Source organism: Actinomycetota bacterium, assembly GCA_014360655.1.
GTDB lineage: Bacteria > Actinomycetota > Geothermincolia > Geothermincolales > RBG-13-55-18 > JACIXC01.
Genome location: JACIXC010000006.1, coordinates 41,092 through 59,117, shown reverse-complemented (window position 1 = coordinate 59,117; position 18,026 = coordinate 41,092). Strand labels below are relative to the sequence as shown.

Genomic DNA, 18,026 nt, shown 5'->3' with positions numbered 1-18,026 from the left:
GGGAAGGTGTACGGCAAGCCGCATCGACAGCCGCCCTGGAGACCTTTCACCCCCCTTCCCCTCCCGGTCCTCAACCCCCACCCCTCCACCTTATTGCAGGGAAAGGGAGCCCGCAAGCGTGGCGGGTGAGCGTGGCGGGTGAGCGCCGCCGCGCCTCCCGATCACGGGCGGGCGAGCGGGTCAAGGGTCCGGGCAAGGGGGCGGCATCGTTCATGGGTGCGCGAGTTGCATTATAATCGACTTGACGAAACCGCAGCCGTCGGAAGAGGACAGGGATGCGCTTTCTCGCCAGGATCTTCGGGGGCCTGAAGGGGAGGACCTTCCTCGCCCTCCTCCTCATCAGCACCCTGGCCGGGTTCTCGGTGGGAGGCGCCTCCTATTACATCGCCCGCTCCCTGGTCAGGGACCAGGTCTCGCGCAACCTCGCCAACATCGGGCAGGACGTGCGGGAGGTCATCGAGAAGGTGTGGATCCCCACCCTGCGGCGCGAGATGCAGGTCCTGGCGGAGGTCGCCGGCAGGCTGTACATGGAGGGTTCGCGCCCCGAGAGCCTCAGGTCCGCGCTCGAACAGGCAGAGGTGAAGGTGCCCGGTTTCAGGCGCCTGAACGTCTTCCTGCCCAACGGCATCTTCCTCGCGAGCACCGACCCCGCCTACCGGGGAAGGGCGGAGGAGGGGCTGGCGGGCCTCGCGCCGGGAGAGACGGGCATCGTCCCCTTCCGACGCGTGGGCGACCCCCCGCAGGAGGAGATCCTGATGACCGTGGGCGCTCCCATCTCCGCCGGCGGGAACGTCATCGCCGTCCTGGCGGGCGATCTCACCCCGGAGGGAGTGGGCGGCGAGCTCGCCTCCCTCTCCGTGGGCCTCTCCGGCGAGGTCTATCTCGTCGACGCGGAGGGGCGCCTTCTCACCCTTCCGCCTCGCGCCGCCGAGGAAACAGGGCTGGAACTCCTGGGGAACCCGCTGGACACGGAAGGGGTGCGCCGCGCGACCGCGGGGGAAAGCGGCGTTTCCGAATACCTGAACTACGAGGGCAGGAGGGTGCTGGGAAGCCATAGTTTCATCCCCGAGCTGGGGTGGGGAGTGATGGTGGAAGAGGACGCGCAACGGGCTTTCGCCGACCTCGCCTCCCTGCGCAACGGCATCGTACTCATCGTGCTGGGACTGGCCCTGGCCTCGCTGCTCGCCTCCTTCCTGCTGGCCGGGAGGCTCGCCGCCCCGTTGCTGAGGTTGCAGAGGGGAGCGGAGAAGCTGGGACTGGGAGATCTTTCCTATCGCGTCAAGATCGGCGGGAGCGAGGAGATGCGCGCCCTCGCGACCGGCTTCAACCGCATGGCGGACGCCCTGCAGAGCAGCCACCAGGCCCTGGAGGAAAAGGTGCGAGAGAGGACGGCGGAGCTGCGCATCCTGAACGAGATGATATCCTCCATGCGCCGCTCCATGCTGCCGGAGGAGATCCTGCAGAGGGCCCTGCGCGCCGGCATGGACATCACCGCTTACGAGATAGGATGGTGTTACCTGCTGTCGGGGGAGTCACTGCGGCTGCTTTACCGGCGTTGCCCGGCGGAGAGGGCTGCGGACATGCCCGAGACCGTCAGCCTGCAGGAGGGATTTCTGGGAGAAATTGCCAGGAAAGGCGAGGCGGCCATCCTTGACGCGCCACAGGGCGTGGCGGGAGAGATCGGCATCCCACGGGACGTCGGCTCTTTCGCGGCCCTCCCCCTCCGCTCGCCCACCCGCACGCTCGGTCTCCTCTGCCTGGCCGCCGGGGACGCGCGGCCGCTCCCGGAAGATATGAAACGCACCCTCGGGACCCTGGCGGATGAGGTGGGGACCGCCCTGGAAAACGCCCTTCTCTACCGGGAACTGCAGGCACACGTGGAGGAGCTGGAGAGGGCCAACCGCGAGCTGCGCAGCCTCGACGAGATGAAGTCCAACTTCATATCGGCCGTCACGCACGAGCTGAAGCAGCCGCTCTCCCTCATCGCCGGCCATGCCCAGACCATCTACGATTACTACGAGAGCCTGACCTATGACGAGGAACTGCACTCGCTGAGGGTTATCATGGAGAGGACCCGCTTCCTCTCCTCGCTGGTGGACGACCTCCTCGACCTCTCCCTCCTGGAGATGGGCAGGATACGGCTGCAGAAGGAGGTGCTGGACCTTCCCGCCCTGGCGCGCAGGGTGGCCGGGGAGTACGCGGGAAAGGTGACCGAACAACCCCTCGTGGTGGATTTCCCGCGGGATTTCCCCCCCGTGGTCGCCGACGCGCGGCGCCTGGAGCAGGTCCTCTCCAACCTTCTCTCGAACGCGGTGAAGTTCTCCCGGGGGAAGGGGGAGATACGCATACAGGGGCTGGTCGGGGACGACCGCGTGCAGGTGAAGGTGATGGACGAGGGCATCGGGATAGACCCCGCGCAACTGCACCGCATCTTCGACCGTTTCTACCAGGCGGACGCCTCGCTGCGCCGCTCTTATGCCGGCGTGGGGCTGGGGCTCTTCATCTGCCGCCAGCTGGTGGAGGCCCACGGGGGAAGGATCTGGGCGGAGAACAGACCGGGCGGAGGGGCGGTCTTCACCTTCGAGATCCCCCTGGCGACGTGACGCGGCCGCAACGGAACACGGAGGTGGCGATGACGATGATAGACGGGGAAACGGCGCGGCGGGTGCTTGCCAGGGCCCTGTCGCGGGGGGGCGACTTCGCCGAGGTCTTCGCCGAGCGCAGGTCGGTGTACAACCTGCGCCTGGAGGAGGGCAGGGTGGAGGATAACGCCTCCGGCTGCGAGGTGGGGGCGGGGGTGCGCGTGATACGCGGCGAGTCGGTGGCCTACGCCTATACCAACGACCTGGACCCCGCGGCCCTCGAGGAAACCGCCCTCGTCGCCGCGGCGTCGGCGCGCAACGGGGGCGCAAAAACGGTCGGCCTGGAAAAGCCCCTGCGCGCCCTGGCGCGCCGCGAGGAGCATCCGGTGCTGCTGGACATCGCCTCGTACGCGCGCGAGGAGAAGATAGAGCTCCTGCGCCGGGCCGACCAGGCGGCAAGGGAGGCGGGACCGCACATCGTCCAGGTGGTGGTGATGCTGGGAGACGCCCGCCAGGAGGTGTTCATCGCCAACTCGCTGGGAGAGATGGTGGAGGACAACCGGGTGCGCGTGCGCATGGTGGTGCAGGCGGTGGCAGCCAGGGACGGGGAGATCCAGACCGGCCACGAGAGCCCGGGCATGCTCGGCGGGTATGAGCTCTTCCAGAGATTTCCACCAGAGGAAACGGGCAGAGCCGCCGCCCTGCAGGCGCTGACCATGCTGGATGCCAGGCCGGCGCCCTCCGGCCCCATGACCGTGGTCATCGCCAACGGGACCGGCGGCGTCCTCTTCCACGAGGCCTGCGGCCACAGCCTGGAGGCGGACGCCGTCTACAAAAAGGCCTCCGTGTTCGCGGACAAGCTGGGGAAAAGGGTGGCCTCGCGGCTGGTCAACGCCTATGACGACGCCACCCTCACCAACCGTTGGGGCTCATTCTGCTTCGACGACGAGGGCGTGAGGGCCTCGCGCACGCCCCTCATAGAGGAAGGGGTGCTGATGGGTTTCATCAACGACCGCAAGCGCTCGCTGCGGGACGGGACGGCCCCCACCGGCAACGGCCGCAGGCAGTCCTACCGCTTCGTGCCCATCCCCCGCATGACCAATACCTACATCGAGGCGGGCGGGACGAGCCGCGAGGACATCATCGCGGACACGCCCCTCGGGCTCTACGCCCGCAAGCTGGGGGGCGGGGAAGTCAACCCGGTCACCGGGGACTTCATCTTCGCCGTCACCGAGGGTTACATGATCAGGAAGGGAAAGGTAGCCGAGGCGGTGAAGGGCGCAACCCTCATCGGTAACGGGCCGCGCGTGCTCGCGGACATCGACGCCGTGGCCGACGACCTGGATTTCGACACGGGAATGTGCGGCAAGGAGGGGCAGGCGGTGCCGGTGTGTACCGGGCAACCCACCCTGCGGGTCAGGGAGATGGTGGTCGGCGGGACCTCGGAGGTGGTCTGAATGGAAGACGCTTCGCGTCTGCGGGATCTCGCCGGGGAATGGCTGGAGGCGGGACGGCGCCTGGCGGGGAAGGGGGTGGACCTGGAGCTGTACGCCGAGGAGCAGAGGGGACTAACGGTGAAGGCGTACGGCGGTGAGGTGGAGAGCCTGCGCTACTCCCACTCCCGCGGCGTGGGGGTGAGGGCCCTGCGGGAGGGGCGCCTGGGCTACGCGTACTGCAGCGGGTTGGAGTGGGAGGACGTGAGGCGGGCCGTCGAGGAGGCGGTGACCAACTCCCGCTTCAGCGAGCCGGACGAGCACAACCGCCTGCCGGAGCCGGGCGATTACCCCGCCGAGGACCTGGGGATATACCATCCCGAGACGGAGGAGACCGCCTCGGAGCGCAAGGTGGAGATGGCCCTGCTCCTGGAGGAGCTCGCGCTGGCGCGCGACGGGCGCATCGCCAGGGTGGAAACGGCGGTCTTCGCGGACTCCGTATCCACCGTGGCGGTGGCCAACACGCTGGGGGTGTGCGGCCATTACCGCTCCACGCACTGCCACTGCTACGTCTTCCCCATAGCGGTCGAGGGCGGGGAATCGCAGACCGGCTTCTCCTTCGGCACTGGCGTGAAGCCTTCCGACCTAGACCCGGCCGCGGTGGCGGCGGAGGCCTCGGACATGGCCCTCAGCCTCCTGGGGTCGCGCAGCATGCCCTCGCGGCGCACCACCCTGGTGCTGGACAGCTTCGTGGCCGCGGAATTCCTGGCCATGCTGGCGTCCGCCATCTCGGCGGAAGCCGTGCTCAAGGGGCGTTCCTTCCTTGCCGGCAGGCTGGGGGAAACCATAGCCTCGCCCCTGGTCACCCTCGTGGACGACGGCACGCTCCCGGGTCTCCCCTCCACCTCTCCCTTCGACGACGAGGGGGTGCCCACGCGGCGCAAGGAACTCATCCGGGAGGGCGTGCTGCAGGGTTACCTGCACAATACCTACACCGCCTCCCGCTCAGGCGTCGAGAGCACCGGCAACGCCAGCCGTTCCTCCTTCCGCGAGAGGCCGCGCGTGGGAGCCAGCAACCTCCTCCTGGAGCCGGGGCGGGGCAGGCGGGAGGACATCATCCGCCAGGTGGACGACGGGGTGCTGATCCTGCAGGTGGTGGGGGCGCACGCCGGCGCTAACCCGGTGAGCGGGGAGATCTCGCTGGGTGCCCTCGGCCTGCGCATCGAGAAGGGGGAGCTGCGCCAGCCCCTGCGGGAGATCACCCTGGCCGGCAAGGCCCTCGATTTCCTGCGCGACACGGTGGCGGTGGGAGAGGACCTGCGCGTCCTGCCCTTCGAGGGGAGCCTGGGCGCTCCCACGGTTGCGGTGGAGAACGTCATGGTGGCGGGGCGCGGTTGACTCCCGCCCGCTCTCGCAACCCCGCCCCGGGCACATTTTCATACCAGGGGGCGCTATTCCGCCAGCAGTTCCAGGAGACGGCGCACTCCTTCGCGGTCCAGGAAGAATTTGCCACGCAGGGAAGCGGGCAGGACGTGAAAGCGCAACCCGTCCCGCGCTTCACGCAACGCGCCGCACGAGGAAAGGCGCGCGCGGAAGAGGCGCGCGTCGTCCCCGCAGACGACCACCTCGAGAGGGCAGCCCCCGCCGCGCAGGTGCTCCCAGAAGAGGCCGTGGACCATCCTCTCCTCCCTGCCCTTCCCGCCGGCGACGATGCCCCGGCGCGCGGCGGGGAAGTAGGCCAACCAGAGCGAGGCCACGCTCCCACCCGCGATGCCGGACAGGACGCTCCACCGGATGTCGAACCCGGTGGTGAGCGCTACGGCCGCGGCGACACACGCCAGGAAGAGCGGAGCCCACAGGCGCAGCAGGGCACGGAAGGGCTCCTCCCTCCAGGGCCTTCCTCCCGCCAGGCGGCACAGCGCGTCCCACGGGGTAACGGAGCGGAAGGAGTCTCCCAGGATGGCGCGCTCGGGGTCCGGCACCACCGGGGCGACGGCGAGCAGGCGGCGTGGCCGGTATGTTTCCTCGATGCGGCCGCGCTCCCGCAGCAGCGCGTTGCCGCTCCACCCGAGGCCGATGAGATCGGCGCCCGGCGGTACCTCCACTCCCCGCTCCCCGAGCTCGCGCAGGATCTCCGGCAACGCCGGTCCACCCCCCCGCCCATGCGTCTCGGCCGTCCCGCCCTGCCACCGGGGGTGAATGGAAATATATCCCGCATGGCGTTCCAGGTGGGGGAGCAGGCGTCTCGCCAGCCTCTCGCCCCCTCTCCCCGCCTCGGCGAAGACCACGGCCTTGCGTTCCATTTTTTCCCATCCCGGGGAAAGCAGGACCTTCGCGGCGGGCAGGGCAAGCTCCCGCGGCTGCACCCCCGCATCCCCGCGGGGCCTTTCACCCGCCCCGGCGCGCTCTCGCAAGCGCCTCCGTAGCGACTCGCTCAGGGACGCCAGGACGGCCGTGGCGGCGCAGGCCGCCAGTATCCCGAGCAGCAGGCAGACCAGGCTCATGAAAGCCTCGATGTTGCGCACGTTGCGGTGCAGGGGGTCGCTGAAGTACCAGGCGTAGGAGAAGACGAGCAGCGCGGCGCCGAGTGCGTTATTCACGCCCCTATGCAGGCGGCCCCCGTAAACGGAGAGCCCGTGCCACCCGCGCCTCGCCGCCATCACCTGGATGACCCCCAGCGAGGCCAGGAAACAGAAGAGGAAGGTCTCCAGGATGTCCTCGTGAAAGACTTCCATCCCTCACTCCCTCATGCTCAGCGCTGAGCGCAGCCTGCTCTCCACGCCCTGGGCCAGGGACACGAAAGGGCGGCTGAGGAAATCGAGGCGGTGCACCGCGTAGGCGGCGGCGAAGGCGAGCAGGATCCCCGCCAGCACGTCACCGGGATAGTGAACGCCGCACCAGATGCGCGCGAAGGACATGAGGAAGGCCGGGGGGAGGAACCACCAGCCGAAACGCCGGTCCGAGAGGAGGGCGGAGAAGAAGAAGGAGAAGGTGGCGGTGGCGGGGTTGCTCGGGAAGGACCAGTCCACGGGCCTGTAGAAAAGCAGGTTCACGGGGTGGTCGACGAAGGGCCGCGGACGGTGCACGAGGGTGATCACCAGCTGCATGAGCGCCGCGGAGAGGGCCACGGTGAGGAACAGGCGCACCACGGCGGCGATGTTGCGGCGGTCGTCTTCCCTGTCGCGCCCCTTCAACATCATGACCAGGGCCAGGAAACCGATGGTGAAGGGGACCAGGTGGTCGTTGCAGAAGGCCTTCATGGCGGAATCGGCGACGACATTCCGGCCCGCCAGGCCGTTGATCCACGTGAACAGGGTGTAATCGAGGTTAAGGAGCCAGTCCAGCAAGGTACCCTCCCGTCCAGTGACCTCGTCGCCCACCTTGTCAGGGATGATGGTATCATACACGCAGCCCGCAGGCGCGCGCACTCGCGGGAAGCCCGCGCAGGGCCGAGCCCGGGGAAGGACATGGGGGAGGAGGGTGAGAAATAAGATGCGTGGCTTGAGACCCGGCAAGGATGGAGAGGCCGAGGAGGCGCGATGACCGGGAGGAAGAAGAGAAAAGGGATGGGCGTCCTCGCGCTGTGCGTGACCCTCGTCATCGCCGCGGCATGCTCCTTTCTCCTCATCGACCCCCTCGCCTGGTGGCGGGAGGAGAGCGGCGGCGAGATCCCCCGGGAGGCCTTCCCAGGCGTGGAGGAACCTCCCCTCTACCCTCCCGGCGAGGTCCTGGGGTCGCGTACCTTGAACGTGCTCATCCTGGGGCTGGATCACGGCATGGGTAGGCCGCAACAGGGCAACGAGCGAAGCGACGTCATAATGATCGCCCACGTGGACGGCAGCCGGAAGAAGACCTGCCTCCTCTCCATCCCGCGTGACTCCTACGTGCAGATACCCGGCCACGGCCGCAGCAAGATCAACGAAGCCTACGCGGTAGGCGGGGCCGGGCTCGCCGTGCGCACGGTGGAGGAGGTGACGGGGATGGACATCCACCGTTACCTGGTGCTGGATTTCGACGAGCTGCGCTGGCTGGTCGACCTCTTCGGCGGGGTGCAGGTCACCCTGGACAGGGCCATATCCGATCCCAAGACGGGGTACATACCGGCCGGGAGCTCCCTCCTGGACGGAAACCAGGCGCTGGTCATGGCCAGGTCGCGCAATTACCCGCAGGGTGACCTGGAGAGGGTGCGGCAGCAGCAGCGCCTCATAATGCAGATACTCTACAAGGGCAAGGAGATGGCGGCATACCCGGGAGCCGCGTGGTTCCTCAGCGTGGCCCTCGACTCCCTGGAGAGCGACTTATCCCGGGAGGAGGTCATCGGCCTGGCGCGGGAGTTCGCCGCCTTCCCGGTGGTGGACGTGCAGGGCGGCGTCGCTCCCGGTAGACTGGGCGCGGTGGGAGGCGCCAGCGTCTACCTCCTGGACGAGGCCAGGCTCCGCCTGCTCGTCGACTCCATCGAGGAGCTGTGCACGGTGCCGGAGGAATTCCGTTGAGAGGCGGGACGCGGCCGCGATGAGGATCCGGCTCGACCTGCACGTGCACACCGTCCATTCCTTCGACAGCACCCTTGACGCCGCCGGCCTGCTGGAGGCCTGCCGCCGCAAGGGACTGGCGGGCGTGGCGGTCACCGACCACGACTCCCTGCGGGGAGGGCTGGAGTTCGCCGCCGCTCTCCCGCAGCTCATCATCATCCCCGGCGAGGAGATAAGGTCGGTGGAGGGAGAGATCATCGGCCTTTTCCTGCGGGAGGAGGTGCCGCCCGGCCTCCCGGCCCACGAGACCATGGAGCTCATACACCGGCAGGGGGGGCTGGTGGTCGTCCCCCACCCCTTCGACTACGTGAAGTTGAAACGCATGACTGCACGGCGCCTGCGGGAACTCTCCCGCCATATCGACGCCCTGGAGGCCCTCAACGGCAAACCCCGATACTGGGGCGCCAACCGCAGGGCGGCCGCCTTCGCCGCACGGCAGGGCCTGCTCGTGTCGGCGGGCAGCGACGCCCACAGGGCGGAGGACGTGGGAAGGGTCTTCGTCGAGATGGAAGAGTTTGCCGGTCCGGACGGATTCCTCTCCTCGCTGCACGGAGCGACGCTGCACGGCTCGCGCTACAGCCCCTGGGCCTCGCAGCTCTCACGCTGGAAGGCCCGCCTGCGCCGCAACGACTAGTCGAAGAAGCCCTCGGGGGGTTCCATGCCGGGAGGAGGCCCTTCCTCCTCCTCCAGCGGCGGCAGGGATTCCAGCCTGTCCTCGAGCCGCGGCAGCTTGATGCCCTCCGTGGCGGGCTCTATGGGGAATTCAAAGGTGATGTCCGGCGTGACCGCCGCTTTCCTACCGGGTTCCGCAACGGGGCCGGCCTCGGGGGGAGGCGCGAAGGAGGGTGGTTCCGGCGCCGGCTCGAAGAAGGGAGCCGGCTCGGGCATGACCGGGGCTTCCGCCATCTCCGGCGCCGCTCCCTTGCGCGCCCGCTTCTTCTCCTCCTTCAGGCGCCTGGCCTCCTCCTTCTTCAGGCGCGCGAGCTCCTTCTTGGAAAGGGGCACCTCGGCGACCACCTCGGCGGCTCCCGCTTCCGCCATCTCCGGCGCCGCTCCCTTGCGCGCCCGCTTCTTCTCCTCCTTCAGGCGCCTGGCCTCCTCCTTCTTCAGGCGCGCGAGCTCCTTCTTGGAAAGGGGCACCTCGGCGACCACCTCGGCGGCTCCCGCTTCCGCCATCTCCGGCGCCGCTCCCTTGCGCGCCCGCTTCTTCTCCTCCTTCAGGCGCCTGGCCTCCTCCTTCTTCAGGCGCGCGAGCTCCTTCTTGGAAAGGGGCACCTCGGCGACCACCTCGGCGGCTCCCGCTTCCGCCATCTCCGGCGCCGCTCCCTTGCGCGCCCGCTTCTTCTCCTCCTTCAGGCGCCTGGCCTCCTCCTTCTTCAGGCGCGCGAGCTCCTTCTTGGAAAGGGGCACCTCGGCGACCACCTCGGCGGCCGCGACCCCCGCAGCGATTCCCGCGGCGACTTCCGCCGCCTCCTCGCCGGCGGAGGGCTCGAAGCCCTCCTTCTCCCAGATGGGCTCCGCCGCCTCCGTGCTGAAGACCGGGCGCGCCTCGACCGGGGCTTCCGCCGCCTTCTCCCTGCCTTTCGCCCGGCGTCCGACCGCCACCTTGGACTCCGCCTTGCGGCGCTCCTTGGCCATGCGGACGGAAGCGCTTCCCAGCACGGCTGAAAGCTCCTCCACGCGGGACCTGTAGCAGTTCAGGCAGAGGTGTACCTGGTTGCTCTCCGATACGCAGAGCGGGCAGATGGGGGTCTCGCACTGCACGCAGGCGGTTATCGCTTCGGTTCCGGCATGGAAAGGACATTCCATCACGGCCACCTCCATGGCGTTGAAACGAAAGCCATCCGTTAACCTAATTCTATCACTCGCCAGTTAACCTTTCCGCAACACTGCAGCTCGCACCCCACGCGGCTGCCGGTCAACCCGCCGCAGCGGAAAACCCCCGCGGCCCGCACAAGTTATCTTATCGGCACCGGCCCGCGGGTTTTTAAGGCCGCCGATGCTGTTGGTATAATGCACTTGTCCTGTAAAGAGCGCGGGTTCATGCGCGGCGCGAGGGAAGACGGGTTTATGGCGGAGGAGAAGAAGAGGGTCCTCTTGAGGTTATGCATGATAGGATGGGGAATACCCGCCGTGCTCCTGGCCTTCATCGTCTTCCTCGCCCTCTCTCCATGGTCCGTGCGGCGCACCGGCATGGGAAGCGCCTCGCTCAACGCGCTCACCGCCGCCCTGGTGGCCGTCGGCCTGGGCGCGTGGGCGTTCTTCAACCTTTACCTCTACCGCCGCCTGTGGAAACTCTTTCCATATATCGGGGACAGCGAGAAGGGATGGACCTACGCCGAGGGGGTCTTCGGTTTGCAGGGGGTGGGCACCAGCATGTCCTCGGTGCTGGGGATGTTCCTTTACCTCTTCACCGGCGAGATGCTCCGGGGGGTCGTCGTCGCGGCCGTGTCCCTGGGGCTGATCGTCCTGGAGATGGCCAGGTTCCCCGGCCGCATCGCGGAGGTGGAGGACGTCATCGGTGGAGGGGGATCCCGAGGGAGATGACGTGATGGGACTTCCTGGCATGGTGATGGTACGGGCGAATTCGCGGCGTGGAGGGGGATCCTGAGGGAGATGCCGTGATGGGACTGTTACGCCGCTTCGAGAAGAGCCTTGAAAAGGCCTTCGAGGGGCCTTTCGCAAAGGTTTTCAAGGGAGACGTTCATCCCCTGGAGATCGCGCGCCGCGTGATGAAGGAGATGGACGACGCCCGCGTGCTGGGGGTGAACGGGGTACAGGCGCCGCACCGCTTCACCGTGCTGCTCAGCCCCGTGGACTACGAACACCTCTCCGGGGTGTTACCCTCCCTTGCCGCGGAGCTGGAATCCCTGGTCATCGGGTACGCGAACCGGGAGCATTACCACCTGTCGAGCCGCCCCCGCCTTGCATTTCAAAAAGAGGAGGGGCTGGGAAAGGGGGAGTTCGAGGTGCGCTCCTCCTTCGGCGAGGAAAAGCGCGGCGTCGAGGGCGCGGCGGGCGCGCCCGCCCGCCGCGGCGGGGAAACGCGGCCGGGAGTGCTCACCGTCCTGAACGGGCGCGCGGCGGGCTCGCGCCACGTCATGGAGGGGACGAGGACGCGCATCGGAAGGGCGGCCGAGAACGACGTCGTGCTCCCGGATCCCAGCGTCTCCCGGTTCCACGCGGAGATAGAGCGACTCCCCGAGGGTTACGTCCTGCGCGACCTGGGCAGCACCAACGGGACCCTGGTGGGGGGACGCCGCATACGGGAGAGGCTGCTCGAGGAGGGGGATATCCTGCGGTGCGGCGACGTGGAAATGGGGTTCGGGCTCCTCGGAGATGCGGCGAGCCCGCCCCCGGGAGAGTGATGAATACGACGCCGCAAGGGATCGGACGGGGGAGAGGAGGGGGACGAGCCCTGCCGGCGGCCTCCATCGGCGAGCTCGGGCGCCGGGTGTTCCTCCGGGACAGGGAAAAGATGGGAAAGGAAGGGGACAGGTCTTGCCGGAGATAGTCTACGTGACCCTGAGATACGCCTTCCTCTTCCTGCTTTACGTCTTCGTCCTCCTGGTAGCGAGGACCATCTACCGGGAACTGAGTCCGGGCCGGGAGGCACAGGGGGAGCGCCGGCCGGCACGCAAGGTGAGCGGGAAGCGCGGGCCCTTCCTCCTGCTCGCGGAGAGGGAAGGCCGGCGGCGCCGCGTGGACTGGGACGCGAGCAGGGAGATGCTGATCGGGCGCGCGCCCGAGTGTTCCCTCTGCCTGCAGGACGAATTCGCCTCCAACCTGCATGCCAAACTTTACCAGGTAGAGGGGAGGTTTTACATCGAGGACCTGGGCAGCACCAACGGAACCTACGTCAACGGTCGGCGCATCAATTACCCGACCGAGTTGCGGGGAGGCGACAGCATCAAGGTAGGGAACACCCTGATGGAGTTCAGGCGTTAGGACCCGCGCGCCGTCCCGCGGCCGACGTGGCTACGCGGGAGGGAACGGGGACGGCGCGGGGATTTCCCCGGAGAGGAGAAGGAATGCGCTACGCGGGCCTTTCTGACGTCGGCAGGGTCCGGGAGAACAACGAGGACAGCTGGCATGCGGACGGGCGCATCTTCATCGTCGCCGACGGCATGGGGGGCCACCGCGCGGGGGAGGTGGCCAGCTCCGCCGCCGTGGAGCGTTTCCTGTACTTCGAGGAAAAGAACAGGCGTCTGCCTCCCCTGAAAAGGCTTCACGAGGGCATCCTGGCGGCCAACGAATTCATCTCCCGCATGGCCGCGGAAAACCCTTCCCTGGAGGGGATGGGCACCACGTTCACCGTGCTCCTGCTGGAGGAGGGCGCGTTCCTGGGGCACGTGGGGGACAGCCGCGCCTACCTGCTACGCGAGGGAGGACTGGCCTCCCTGACCCGCGACCACTCGCTGGTGGCGAAGATGGTGAGGGAGGGGTTCCTCACCCCGCGACAGGCGCGCGTACACCCACGTCGCAACGTTATCCTGAGGGCTCTCGGCATGGAAAGCCGCCTGGTCGTGGACCTCTCCTCTCCCGACCTGCGCGCGGGTGACAGGGTCCTCTTGTGCACCGACGGCCTGACGTCGCACCTGGAGGACGAGGAACTGGAAAAGATACTCCTGGGCGTGCGGGACACGGAGGAATGCTGCCGCAACCTGGTCGCGGAGGCGAACGCCAGGGGAGGGGAGGACAACGTCACCGTGGTCGTCATCGACCTGGAGGAGGGCGACCTGCCTCGTGAACCCGCGGGCGGGAGGGGCGGCCCCGACGAGCGAGCGAGGAAGGTACGGCGGTGGAAACGGGGATGAGCGGCCCCGGAAGGGAGACCGGAGGGTACGGGCGCGGAAGGGCCGATGCGGGCATGAAGGTCGCGGCGGGAAAGGGCGGGAGCGACGGCGCGCGCGGCGTGCCGGCCGGCGGAGCACGTGCGGGCCGCGCGCGGGCGGGCGGCGGAGCGGCAGGCGGAGCGTCAGGCGGGGGCGCGGGAACGGCTGCTCCCGGCACGGGGGCGCGCTGGAAAGAACTGCTGCTCCTCGGGGCCGCCTTTCCCGTATCCTTCCTGGGATGGGTTTCCCTGGACCTGGCCCGCGAGGGCAGGGTGGTGGCCGCGAACGTGACATATCCCCTGCTGCTCTGCGCGGCTTTCCTCCTCGCCCACCTCGTTCTGCGCGGCCTGCGCCCGCACGCCGACCCGGTCCTCCTGCCGCTCGCCGCCGCCCTTTGCCTGGTGGGCATGGTCCTCCTCCTGCGCCTCAACGCGCACATGGCCAGGCTGCAGTTGATATGGATGGGGGTGGGGATGCTCGCCATGCTCCTCCTGGTCGCCCTCCTGCGCGACTACAGGCTCATGGAGAGGTACCGCTACACCCTTGCCCTGCTCGGTCTGGCGCTTCTCTTCTCCACCATGATCCTGGGACGGGAGGTGAACGGGGCGAGGCTGTGGCTGGTCTTCGGGCCCCTGCGCCTGCAACCCTCGGAGCTCGCCAAGATACTGCTCGCCGTGTTCTTCGCCGCCTACCTGGCGGAGCGCAGGGAGCTCATCGCCTCCGCGGGCAAGAAGGTGCTGGGGCTCAACCTTCCCCGACCGCGGGACCTCGGCCCCCTGCTCACCATGTGGGCGTTGTCCCTCCTCCTGCTCATCTTCCAGCGCGACCTCGGCTCCTCCCTCCTCTTCTTCGGCATCTTCCTGGCCGTCATCTACGTGTCCACTGAGCGTCCCGCCTTCGTGCTCGCGGGGGTCGTCCTCTTCCTGGCGGGAGCCACCCTGACCTTCTTCCTCTTCGGGCACGTGGAGAGCAGGGTCAAGAGCTGGATCGACCCCCTCGACCCGCAGACGGTCAACGGCGAGAGCTACCAGATAGCGCAGTCCCTCTTCGCCTTCGCGGACGGCGGCCTCTCGGGAACCGGCCTGGCAAGGGGAAGCCCGGACCTCATACCCTTCGTGGAAACCGACTTCATCTACGCCTCGGCGGGGGAGGAACTCGGCCTCTTCGGGGCGGTGGCCCTGGCCCTCCTCTACCTCGCCTTCACCTGCCGCGGACTGTACGTGGCCCTGCGTTGCCCCGACGATTTCGGGAGGCTGCTGGCGGTGGGGCTGTCGGCCATCGTCGGCCTGCAATCCTTCATCATCATGGGCGGGGTGACCAGGCTGCTTCCCCTCACCGGCATAACGCTCCCCTTCGTGAGCTACGGGGGGAGCTCGCTGGTGAGCAACTTCCTGCTGCTTGGACTGCTGTTGTGCGTTTCCGCGGGAGGTGGGGAGGTTGCATAGGGGCATCAAGCGCCTGGGGGGCTTCTTCGTGGTGGTGACCCTGGTGCTGGTGATAAACCTGAGCTACCTGCAGGTCTGGGGGCAGAAGGGTCTCATGGAAAATCCTGCCAACACGAGGAGGCTGGTCGAGGAGTACTCCATCGCGCGGGGGAGGGTTTATACCAGCGACGACGTGATGCTGGCGGAGAGCGAGGAGACGGAAGGGCCATTCCGCTACCGCAGGAGGTATCCCGCGGGAGGCCTTTTCGCGCACGTGCTGGGTTACGACAGCCCGCAGTTCGGAAGGACCGGCCTCGAGGACCAGTACAACGACTACCTGTTGGGAAGGAAGCCCGCCCGCGGCTGGGTGCAGGAGATGACCGCCGTCCTGCAGGAGGGCAACGACCTCTACCTCACCCTCGACTCGCGGGTGCAGGAGGCCGCCGCCTCCGCCCTGGGTCCGCGCAAGGGTGCGGTGGTGGCCATAAACCCGAAGACGGGCGCCGTTCTGGCCCTCTATTCCTGGCCCACCTTCGACCCCAACGCGCTGGTGGGCCGGGAGAAGGGGGAGGGCGGGGCGTCATCCGCCGAGGCCTCCATGGAGGCTTACTCCACGGACGCGAACAGTCCCCTCTTGAGCCGCGCCACCATGGGACTGTACGCGCCGGGCTCGAGCTTCAAGGTGGTGACCGCCGCGGCGGCCCTGGATGAGGGACTCCCCGCCTCCACCGCCTTCGACTGCCCGGGGGTGTGGTCGGTGGGCGGCTCGCGCGTGACCAACTACGGGAACCCCCCGCGCAGCTTCGGCAGCATAGCCATGGAAACGGCATTGGCTTACTCCGTGAACACCTACTTCGCCCAGCTGGCCGTGCGCATGGGCGCGGAGGCGCTCGTCGACTGCGCCGAGCGTCTCGGCATCAACGACAGGCCCCCGCTCGACCACCCCGCGGTCTCCACTTCCACCATCCCATCGCCCGGGGAGATGGACGCGGTCTCACTCGCCTGGACGGGAGTGGGACAGGGCGAGCTTCTCCTCACCCCGCTACAGCTCTGCCTCGCGGGTTGCGCTGTGGCCAACGGCGGAAAGATCATGGTGCCCCACCTGTTGAAGGAGGTGCGCCGGGGAGCCGAGATCCTCGAACGCTACGAGGCCTCCGTGTGGAGAAGCCCCATCAAGGCGGAAACGGCGGGGGAAGTTCTGCGGATGATGGTGGAGGTGGTGGAGAAGGGCACCGGCACCCAGGCGGCCATCTCCGGGGTGACGGTGGCCGGAAAGACGGGGACAGCCGAAGTGGAGGGAAAGCCGCCCCACGCCTGGTTCCTGGGGATCGCCCCGGCCGGGAACCCCAGCGTGGTGGTCGCCGTGGTGATCGAGAACGGCGGGAGCGGCGGGGCCGCGGCTGCCCCCGTCGCCCGCGAGGTCTTGAAAGCCGCCCTCAAGTAGGGGAGGCCGCACCGCCGGGGAACCGCGTGAACGCGGCGTTTTCCGCGCCGTGGGCTCGACGGCGTCGCGCGGCCGCCCCCCGGGGCGCGATGGGTGCGTCTCCGCGCACACCTCCGCTAGGGGGATGCCGTAAAGGGGATGCCGTAAAGTCCCGGCAGGCGCTCCAGGGCAGCAAGGGATCGAGGGAAAAACCCCGTCGATCCCGATAAAACAGCCGGGCGAGCAGGAAAGGGGCGGTGCCCCAAGCGTCCGACCTTTCTTCGCGGGGTATGCTGTTTGCGCGGGCGCGTTTCATTAAGATAGTGTTATGGAAACCAGAACGACCCCGGAGGATCGCGGAAGGGCTTCCTGAGGAGTGAAGATGGAACTGTCCGAGGACTGGAGAGGAAGGGTCCTGAGGAAACGCTACCGCCTCGACGAGCGGGTAGCCCTGGGGCGCACGGTAGAGGTCTTCCGCGGCTTCGACCTGCTCGAGGAGAGGGAGGTCGCCGTGAAGCTTCCCCTGCTGCACCTGCTCTCGGACCGGGAGTTCTGCGATCAATTCCGCGTCGCGGCGCACCGGGCGACGCGCCTGCGCCATCCCGGCATAGTGGAGGTCATGGACTACGGGGTGGAGGAGGACAGGCCCTTCGTGGTCATGGAAATGCTGCACGCCAAGACCCTCCACGAGATGCTGGAGATGGGGAGGAGGATGAAGCCACTGGGCGCCCTCTACTTCGCCGTGGAGATGACCAGGATACTGGCGTTCCTGGAGGAACAGGGGGTGGCCCACGGTTCCCTCGACGAGAGGCACGTCTTCGTCTTCCCGGGAAGAAGGGCCAAGGTCTCCGATGCCGGGTTCCCCACCCTGCTGGGAGGGGCGGATACCCCTTTTCCCCTTCTCGCGGACGCCAAGAAGGACCTGCGCGACCTGGGATACCTCCTCTACCGCTCCCTCACCGGACGGAGCAAGGCCGAGGCGATAGGGGACATAAGGAGCGGGAAGCTGCGTTGGGACGCGGAGGTGCCCCCGAGATTGCGACGCTTCGCGCAGCTGTGCATGGAGAGCTCCGGCGGGAAGGGCTTCGCCACCGCCCGCCAGGCCCTGTGGGAGGCGGTCTCCACGCTGCGCGAGGAACTGCCCATGGCACCCATCCCCCAGGTGGTTCCCGAGGAGACCGTGGCGGAGGCCGAGGCCGCCGCGCCGGCGATGCCCCTTCCCCTGCCGCGCCTGCGACGCTGGCAGATCTGGGCGGGCGCGGCCTTCCTGGGCCTCGCGGCCGTAACGCTTCTCTTCTGGATCATCTCCACCTTCATCGGCGGCAGCAAGGTCGAGGTCCCGAACCTGGTCAACATGAGCGTGGAGGAGGCGCGCAGGGTGGCCGGGGAACGCGACCTGGGGCTGCTGGTGGTGGGCAAGGAATACGACATGGACGTTAAAGCGAGCCACGTGATCTCGCAGGACCCCATGGTGGGGGTCATGGTGGAAAGAAAAACGGTGATCAAGGTCCTGGAGAGCCTCGGCCCGCTCACCGTGCCCAACCTCATCGGCCTCACCCTGGACGATGCGCGCATAGTGCTGGAGAGCAGGGGCTTCCGCGTGGGAGAGGTGACCTACAGGGAAGCGCCGGGTTACAGCGAGAACCGCGTGGTCGAGACCGACCCCCCGTACGGCGCCAAGCTCTCCGGGGGAGCGACGGTGAACCTGGTGGTGAACAGGAAGGGGTCGTGAGCGCATCGCTCCGGTAACGTGCAGCGGGGTAACGGGAACCGGGCGGTGACGGGAGACCTTCAAAT

The 18,026-nt window shown here is 68.1% G+C and carries 15 protein-coding genes; 12 read left to right on the top strand and 3 right to left on the bottom strand.

Annotated elements, in window-relative coordinates; genetic code table 11:
* The first annotated feature begins 275 nt into the window (after positions 1-275).
* Genes H5T73_05945 through H5T73_05935 form a run of 3 tightly spaced genes read left to right on the top strand, consistent with a single transcriptional unit; the run spans position 276 to position 5,413 of the window.
* Positions 276-2,603 (top strand): GAF domain-containing protein, encoded by a 2,328-nt coding sequence (locus H5T73_05945; GenBank protein MBC7247301.1) that lies wholly within the window; start codon positions 276-278, stop codon positions 2,601-2,603.
* 35 nt (positions 2,604-2,638) lie between these two features.
* Entirely contained in the window at positions 2,639-4,039 is a 1,401-nt protein-coding gene (locus H5T73_05940) for a TldD/PmbA family protein (GenBank protein MBC7247300.1), read from the top strand.
* Positions 4,040-5,413, top strand: coding sequence for a TldD/PmbA family protein (locus H5T73_05935; protein MBC7247299.1), 1,374 nt, complete (start codon positions 4,040-4,042; stop codon positions 5,411-5,413).
* A gap of 53 nt (positions 5,414-5,466) precedes the next feature.
* Here H5T73_05935 and H5T73_05930 read toward each other — a convergent pair whose 3' ends face one another.
* Both H5T73_05930 and H5T73_05925 read right to left on the bottom strand, forming a co-directional pair.
* Positions 5,467-6,750 (bottom strand): hypothetical protein, encoded by a 1,284-nt coding sequence (locus H5T73_05930; GenBank protein MBC7247298.1) that lies wholly within the window; start codon positions 6,748-6,750, stop codon positions 5,467-5,469.
* A gap of 3 nt (positions 6,751-6,753) precedes the next feature.
* Entirely contained in the window at positions 6,754-7,422 is a 669-nt protein-coding gene (locus tag H5T73_05925; protein MBC7247297.1) for a phosphatase PAP2 family protein, read from the bottom strand.
* Positions 7,423-7,554: 132 nt separating this feature from the next.
* Here H5T73_05925 and H5T73_05920 point away from each other — a divergent pair, with 132 nt between their 5' ends.
* Entirely contained in the window at positions 7,555-8,508 is a 954-nt protein-coding gene (locus tag H5T73_05920; GenBank protein ID MBC7247296.1) for an LCP family protein, read from the top strand.
* Between the two features lie 19 nt (positions 8,509-8,527).
* A complete protein-coding gene (locus tag H5T73_05915; GenBank protein MBC7247295.1) occupies positions 8,528-9,181 on the top strand; it encodes a PHP domain-containing protein in 654 nt (217 codons plus the stop codon).
* On the opposite strand, the gene H5T73_05910 is transcribed toward H5T73_05915, so the two are convergent.
* Positions 9,178-10,356 (bottom strand): hypothetical protein, encoded by a 1,179-nt coding sequence (locus tag H5T73_05910; protein ID MBC7247294.1) that lies wholly within the window; start codon positions 10,354-10,356, stop codon positions 9,178-9,180. The two genes, H5T73_05915 and H5T73_05910, sit on opposite strands and share 4 nt — an antisense overlap.
* Before the next feature lie 261 nt (positions 10,357-10,617).
* On the opposite strand from H5T73_05910, the gene H5T73_05905 reads away from it, so the two are divergent.
* From H5T73_05905 to H5T73_05875, 7 genes are all read left to right on the top strand, one after another.
* Entirely contained in the window at positions 10,618-11,094 is a 477-nt protein-coding gene (locus tag H5T73_05905; protein ID MBC7247293.1) for a hypothetical protein, read from the top strand.
* A 77-nt stretch (positions 11,095-11,171) separates the two neighbouring features.
* Positions 11,172-11,915, top strand: a complete 744-nt coding sequence (locus H5T73_05900; protein ID MBC7247292.1) for a DUF3662 domain-containing protein — start codon at positions 11,172-11,174, stop codon at positions 11,913-11,915.
* A gap of 133 nt (positions 11,916-12,048) precedes the next feature.
* Positions 12,049-12,495, top strand: a complete 447-nt coding sequence (locus tag H5T73_05895; GenBank protein ID MBC7247291.1) for an FHA domain-containing protein — start codon at positions 12,049-12,051, stop codon at positions 12,493-12,495.
* Positions 12,496-12,578: 83 nt separating this feature from the next.
* Positions 12,579-13,364: a Stp1/IreP family PP2C-type Ser/Thr phosphatase gene (locus H5T73_05890; GenBank protein ID MBC7247290.1), complete on the top strand. Its 786-nt coding sequence runs from the start codon at positions 12,579-12,581 to the stop codon at positions 13,362-13,364.
* On the top strand, positions 13,349-14,827 hold the full coding sequence (locus H5T73_05885; GenBank protein MBC7247289.1) for an FtsW/RodA/SpoVE family cell cycle protein: 1,479 nt from the start codon (positions 13,349-13,351) through the stop codon (positions 14,825-14,827). The genes H5T73_05890 and H5T73_05885 overlap by 16 nt, the downstream gene beginning before the upstream one ends.
* Positions 14,820-16,250, top strand: a complete 1,431-nt coding sequence (locus H5T73_05880; GenBank protein MBC7247288.1) for a hypothetical protein — start codon at positions 14,820-14,822, stop codon at positions 16,248-16,250. Before H5T73_05885 ends, H5T73_05880 begins: the two co-directional genes overlap by 8 nt.
* A 361-nt stretch (positions 16,251-16,611) precedes the next feature.
* Entirely contained in the window at positions 16,612-17,961 is a 1,350-nt protein-coding gene (locus H5T73_05875; GenBank protein ID MBC7247287.1) for a PASTA domain-containing protein, read from the top strand.
* Positions 17,962-18,026: the final 65 nt, after the last annotated feature.

Excerpts from the sequence above, each read along its gene's own strand:
- H5T73_05945 (MBC7247301.1), top strand. The coding sequence starts at position 276 with ATGCGCTTTCTCGCCAGGATCTTCGGGGGCCTGAAGGGGAGGACCTTC.
- H5T73_05940 (MBC7247300.1), top strand. The coding sequence starts at position 2,639 with ATGATAGACGGGGAAACGGCGCGGCGGGTGCTTGCCAGGGCCCTGTCG.
- H5T73_05935 (MBC7247299.1), top strand. The coding sequence starts at position 4,040 with ATGGAAGACGCTTCGCGTCTGCGGGATCTCGCCGGGGAATGGCTGGAG.
- H5T73_05930 (MBC7247298.1), bottom strand. The coding sequence starts at position 6,750 with ATGGAAGTCTTTCACGAGGACATCCTGGAGACCTTCCTCTTCTGTTTC.
- H5T73_05920 (MBC7247296.1), top strand. The coding sequence starts at position 7,555 with ATGACCGGGAGGAAGAAGAGAAAAGGGATGGGCGTCCTCGCGCTGTGC.
- H5T73_05915 (MBC7247295.1), top strand. The coding sequence starts at position 8,528 with ATGAGGATCCGGCTCGACCTGCACGTGCACACCGTCCATTCCTTCGAC.
- H5T73_05910 (MBC7247294.1), bottom strand. The coding sequence starts at position 10,356 with ATGGAATGTCCTTTCCATGCCGGAACCGAAGCGATAACCGCCTGCGTG.
- H5T73_05905 (MBC7247293.1), top strand. The coding sequence starts at position 10,618 with ATGGCGGAGGAGAAGAAGAGGGTCCTCTTGAGGTTATGCATGATAGGA.
- H5T73_05900 (MBC7247292.1), top strand. The coding sequence starts at position 11,172 with ATGGGACTGTTACGCCGCTTCGAGAAGAGCCTTGAAAAGGCCTTCGAG.
- H5T73_05890 (MBC7247290.1), top strand. The coding sequence starts at position 12,579 with ATGCGCTACGCGGGCCTTTCTGACGTCGGCAGGGTCCGGGAGAACAAC.
- H5T73_05875 (MBC7247287.1), top strand. The coding sequence starts at position 16,612 with ATGGAACTGTCCGAGGACTGGAGAGGAAGGGTCCTGAGGAAACGCTAC.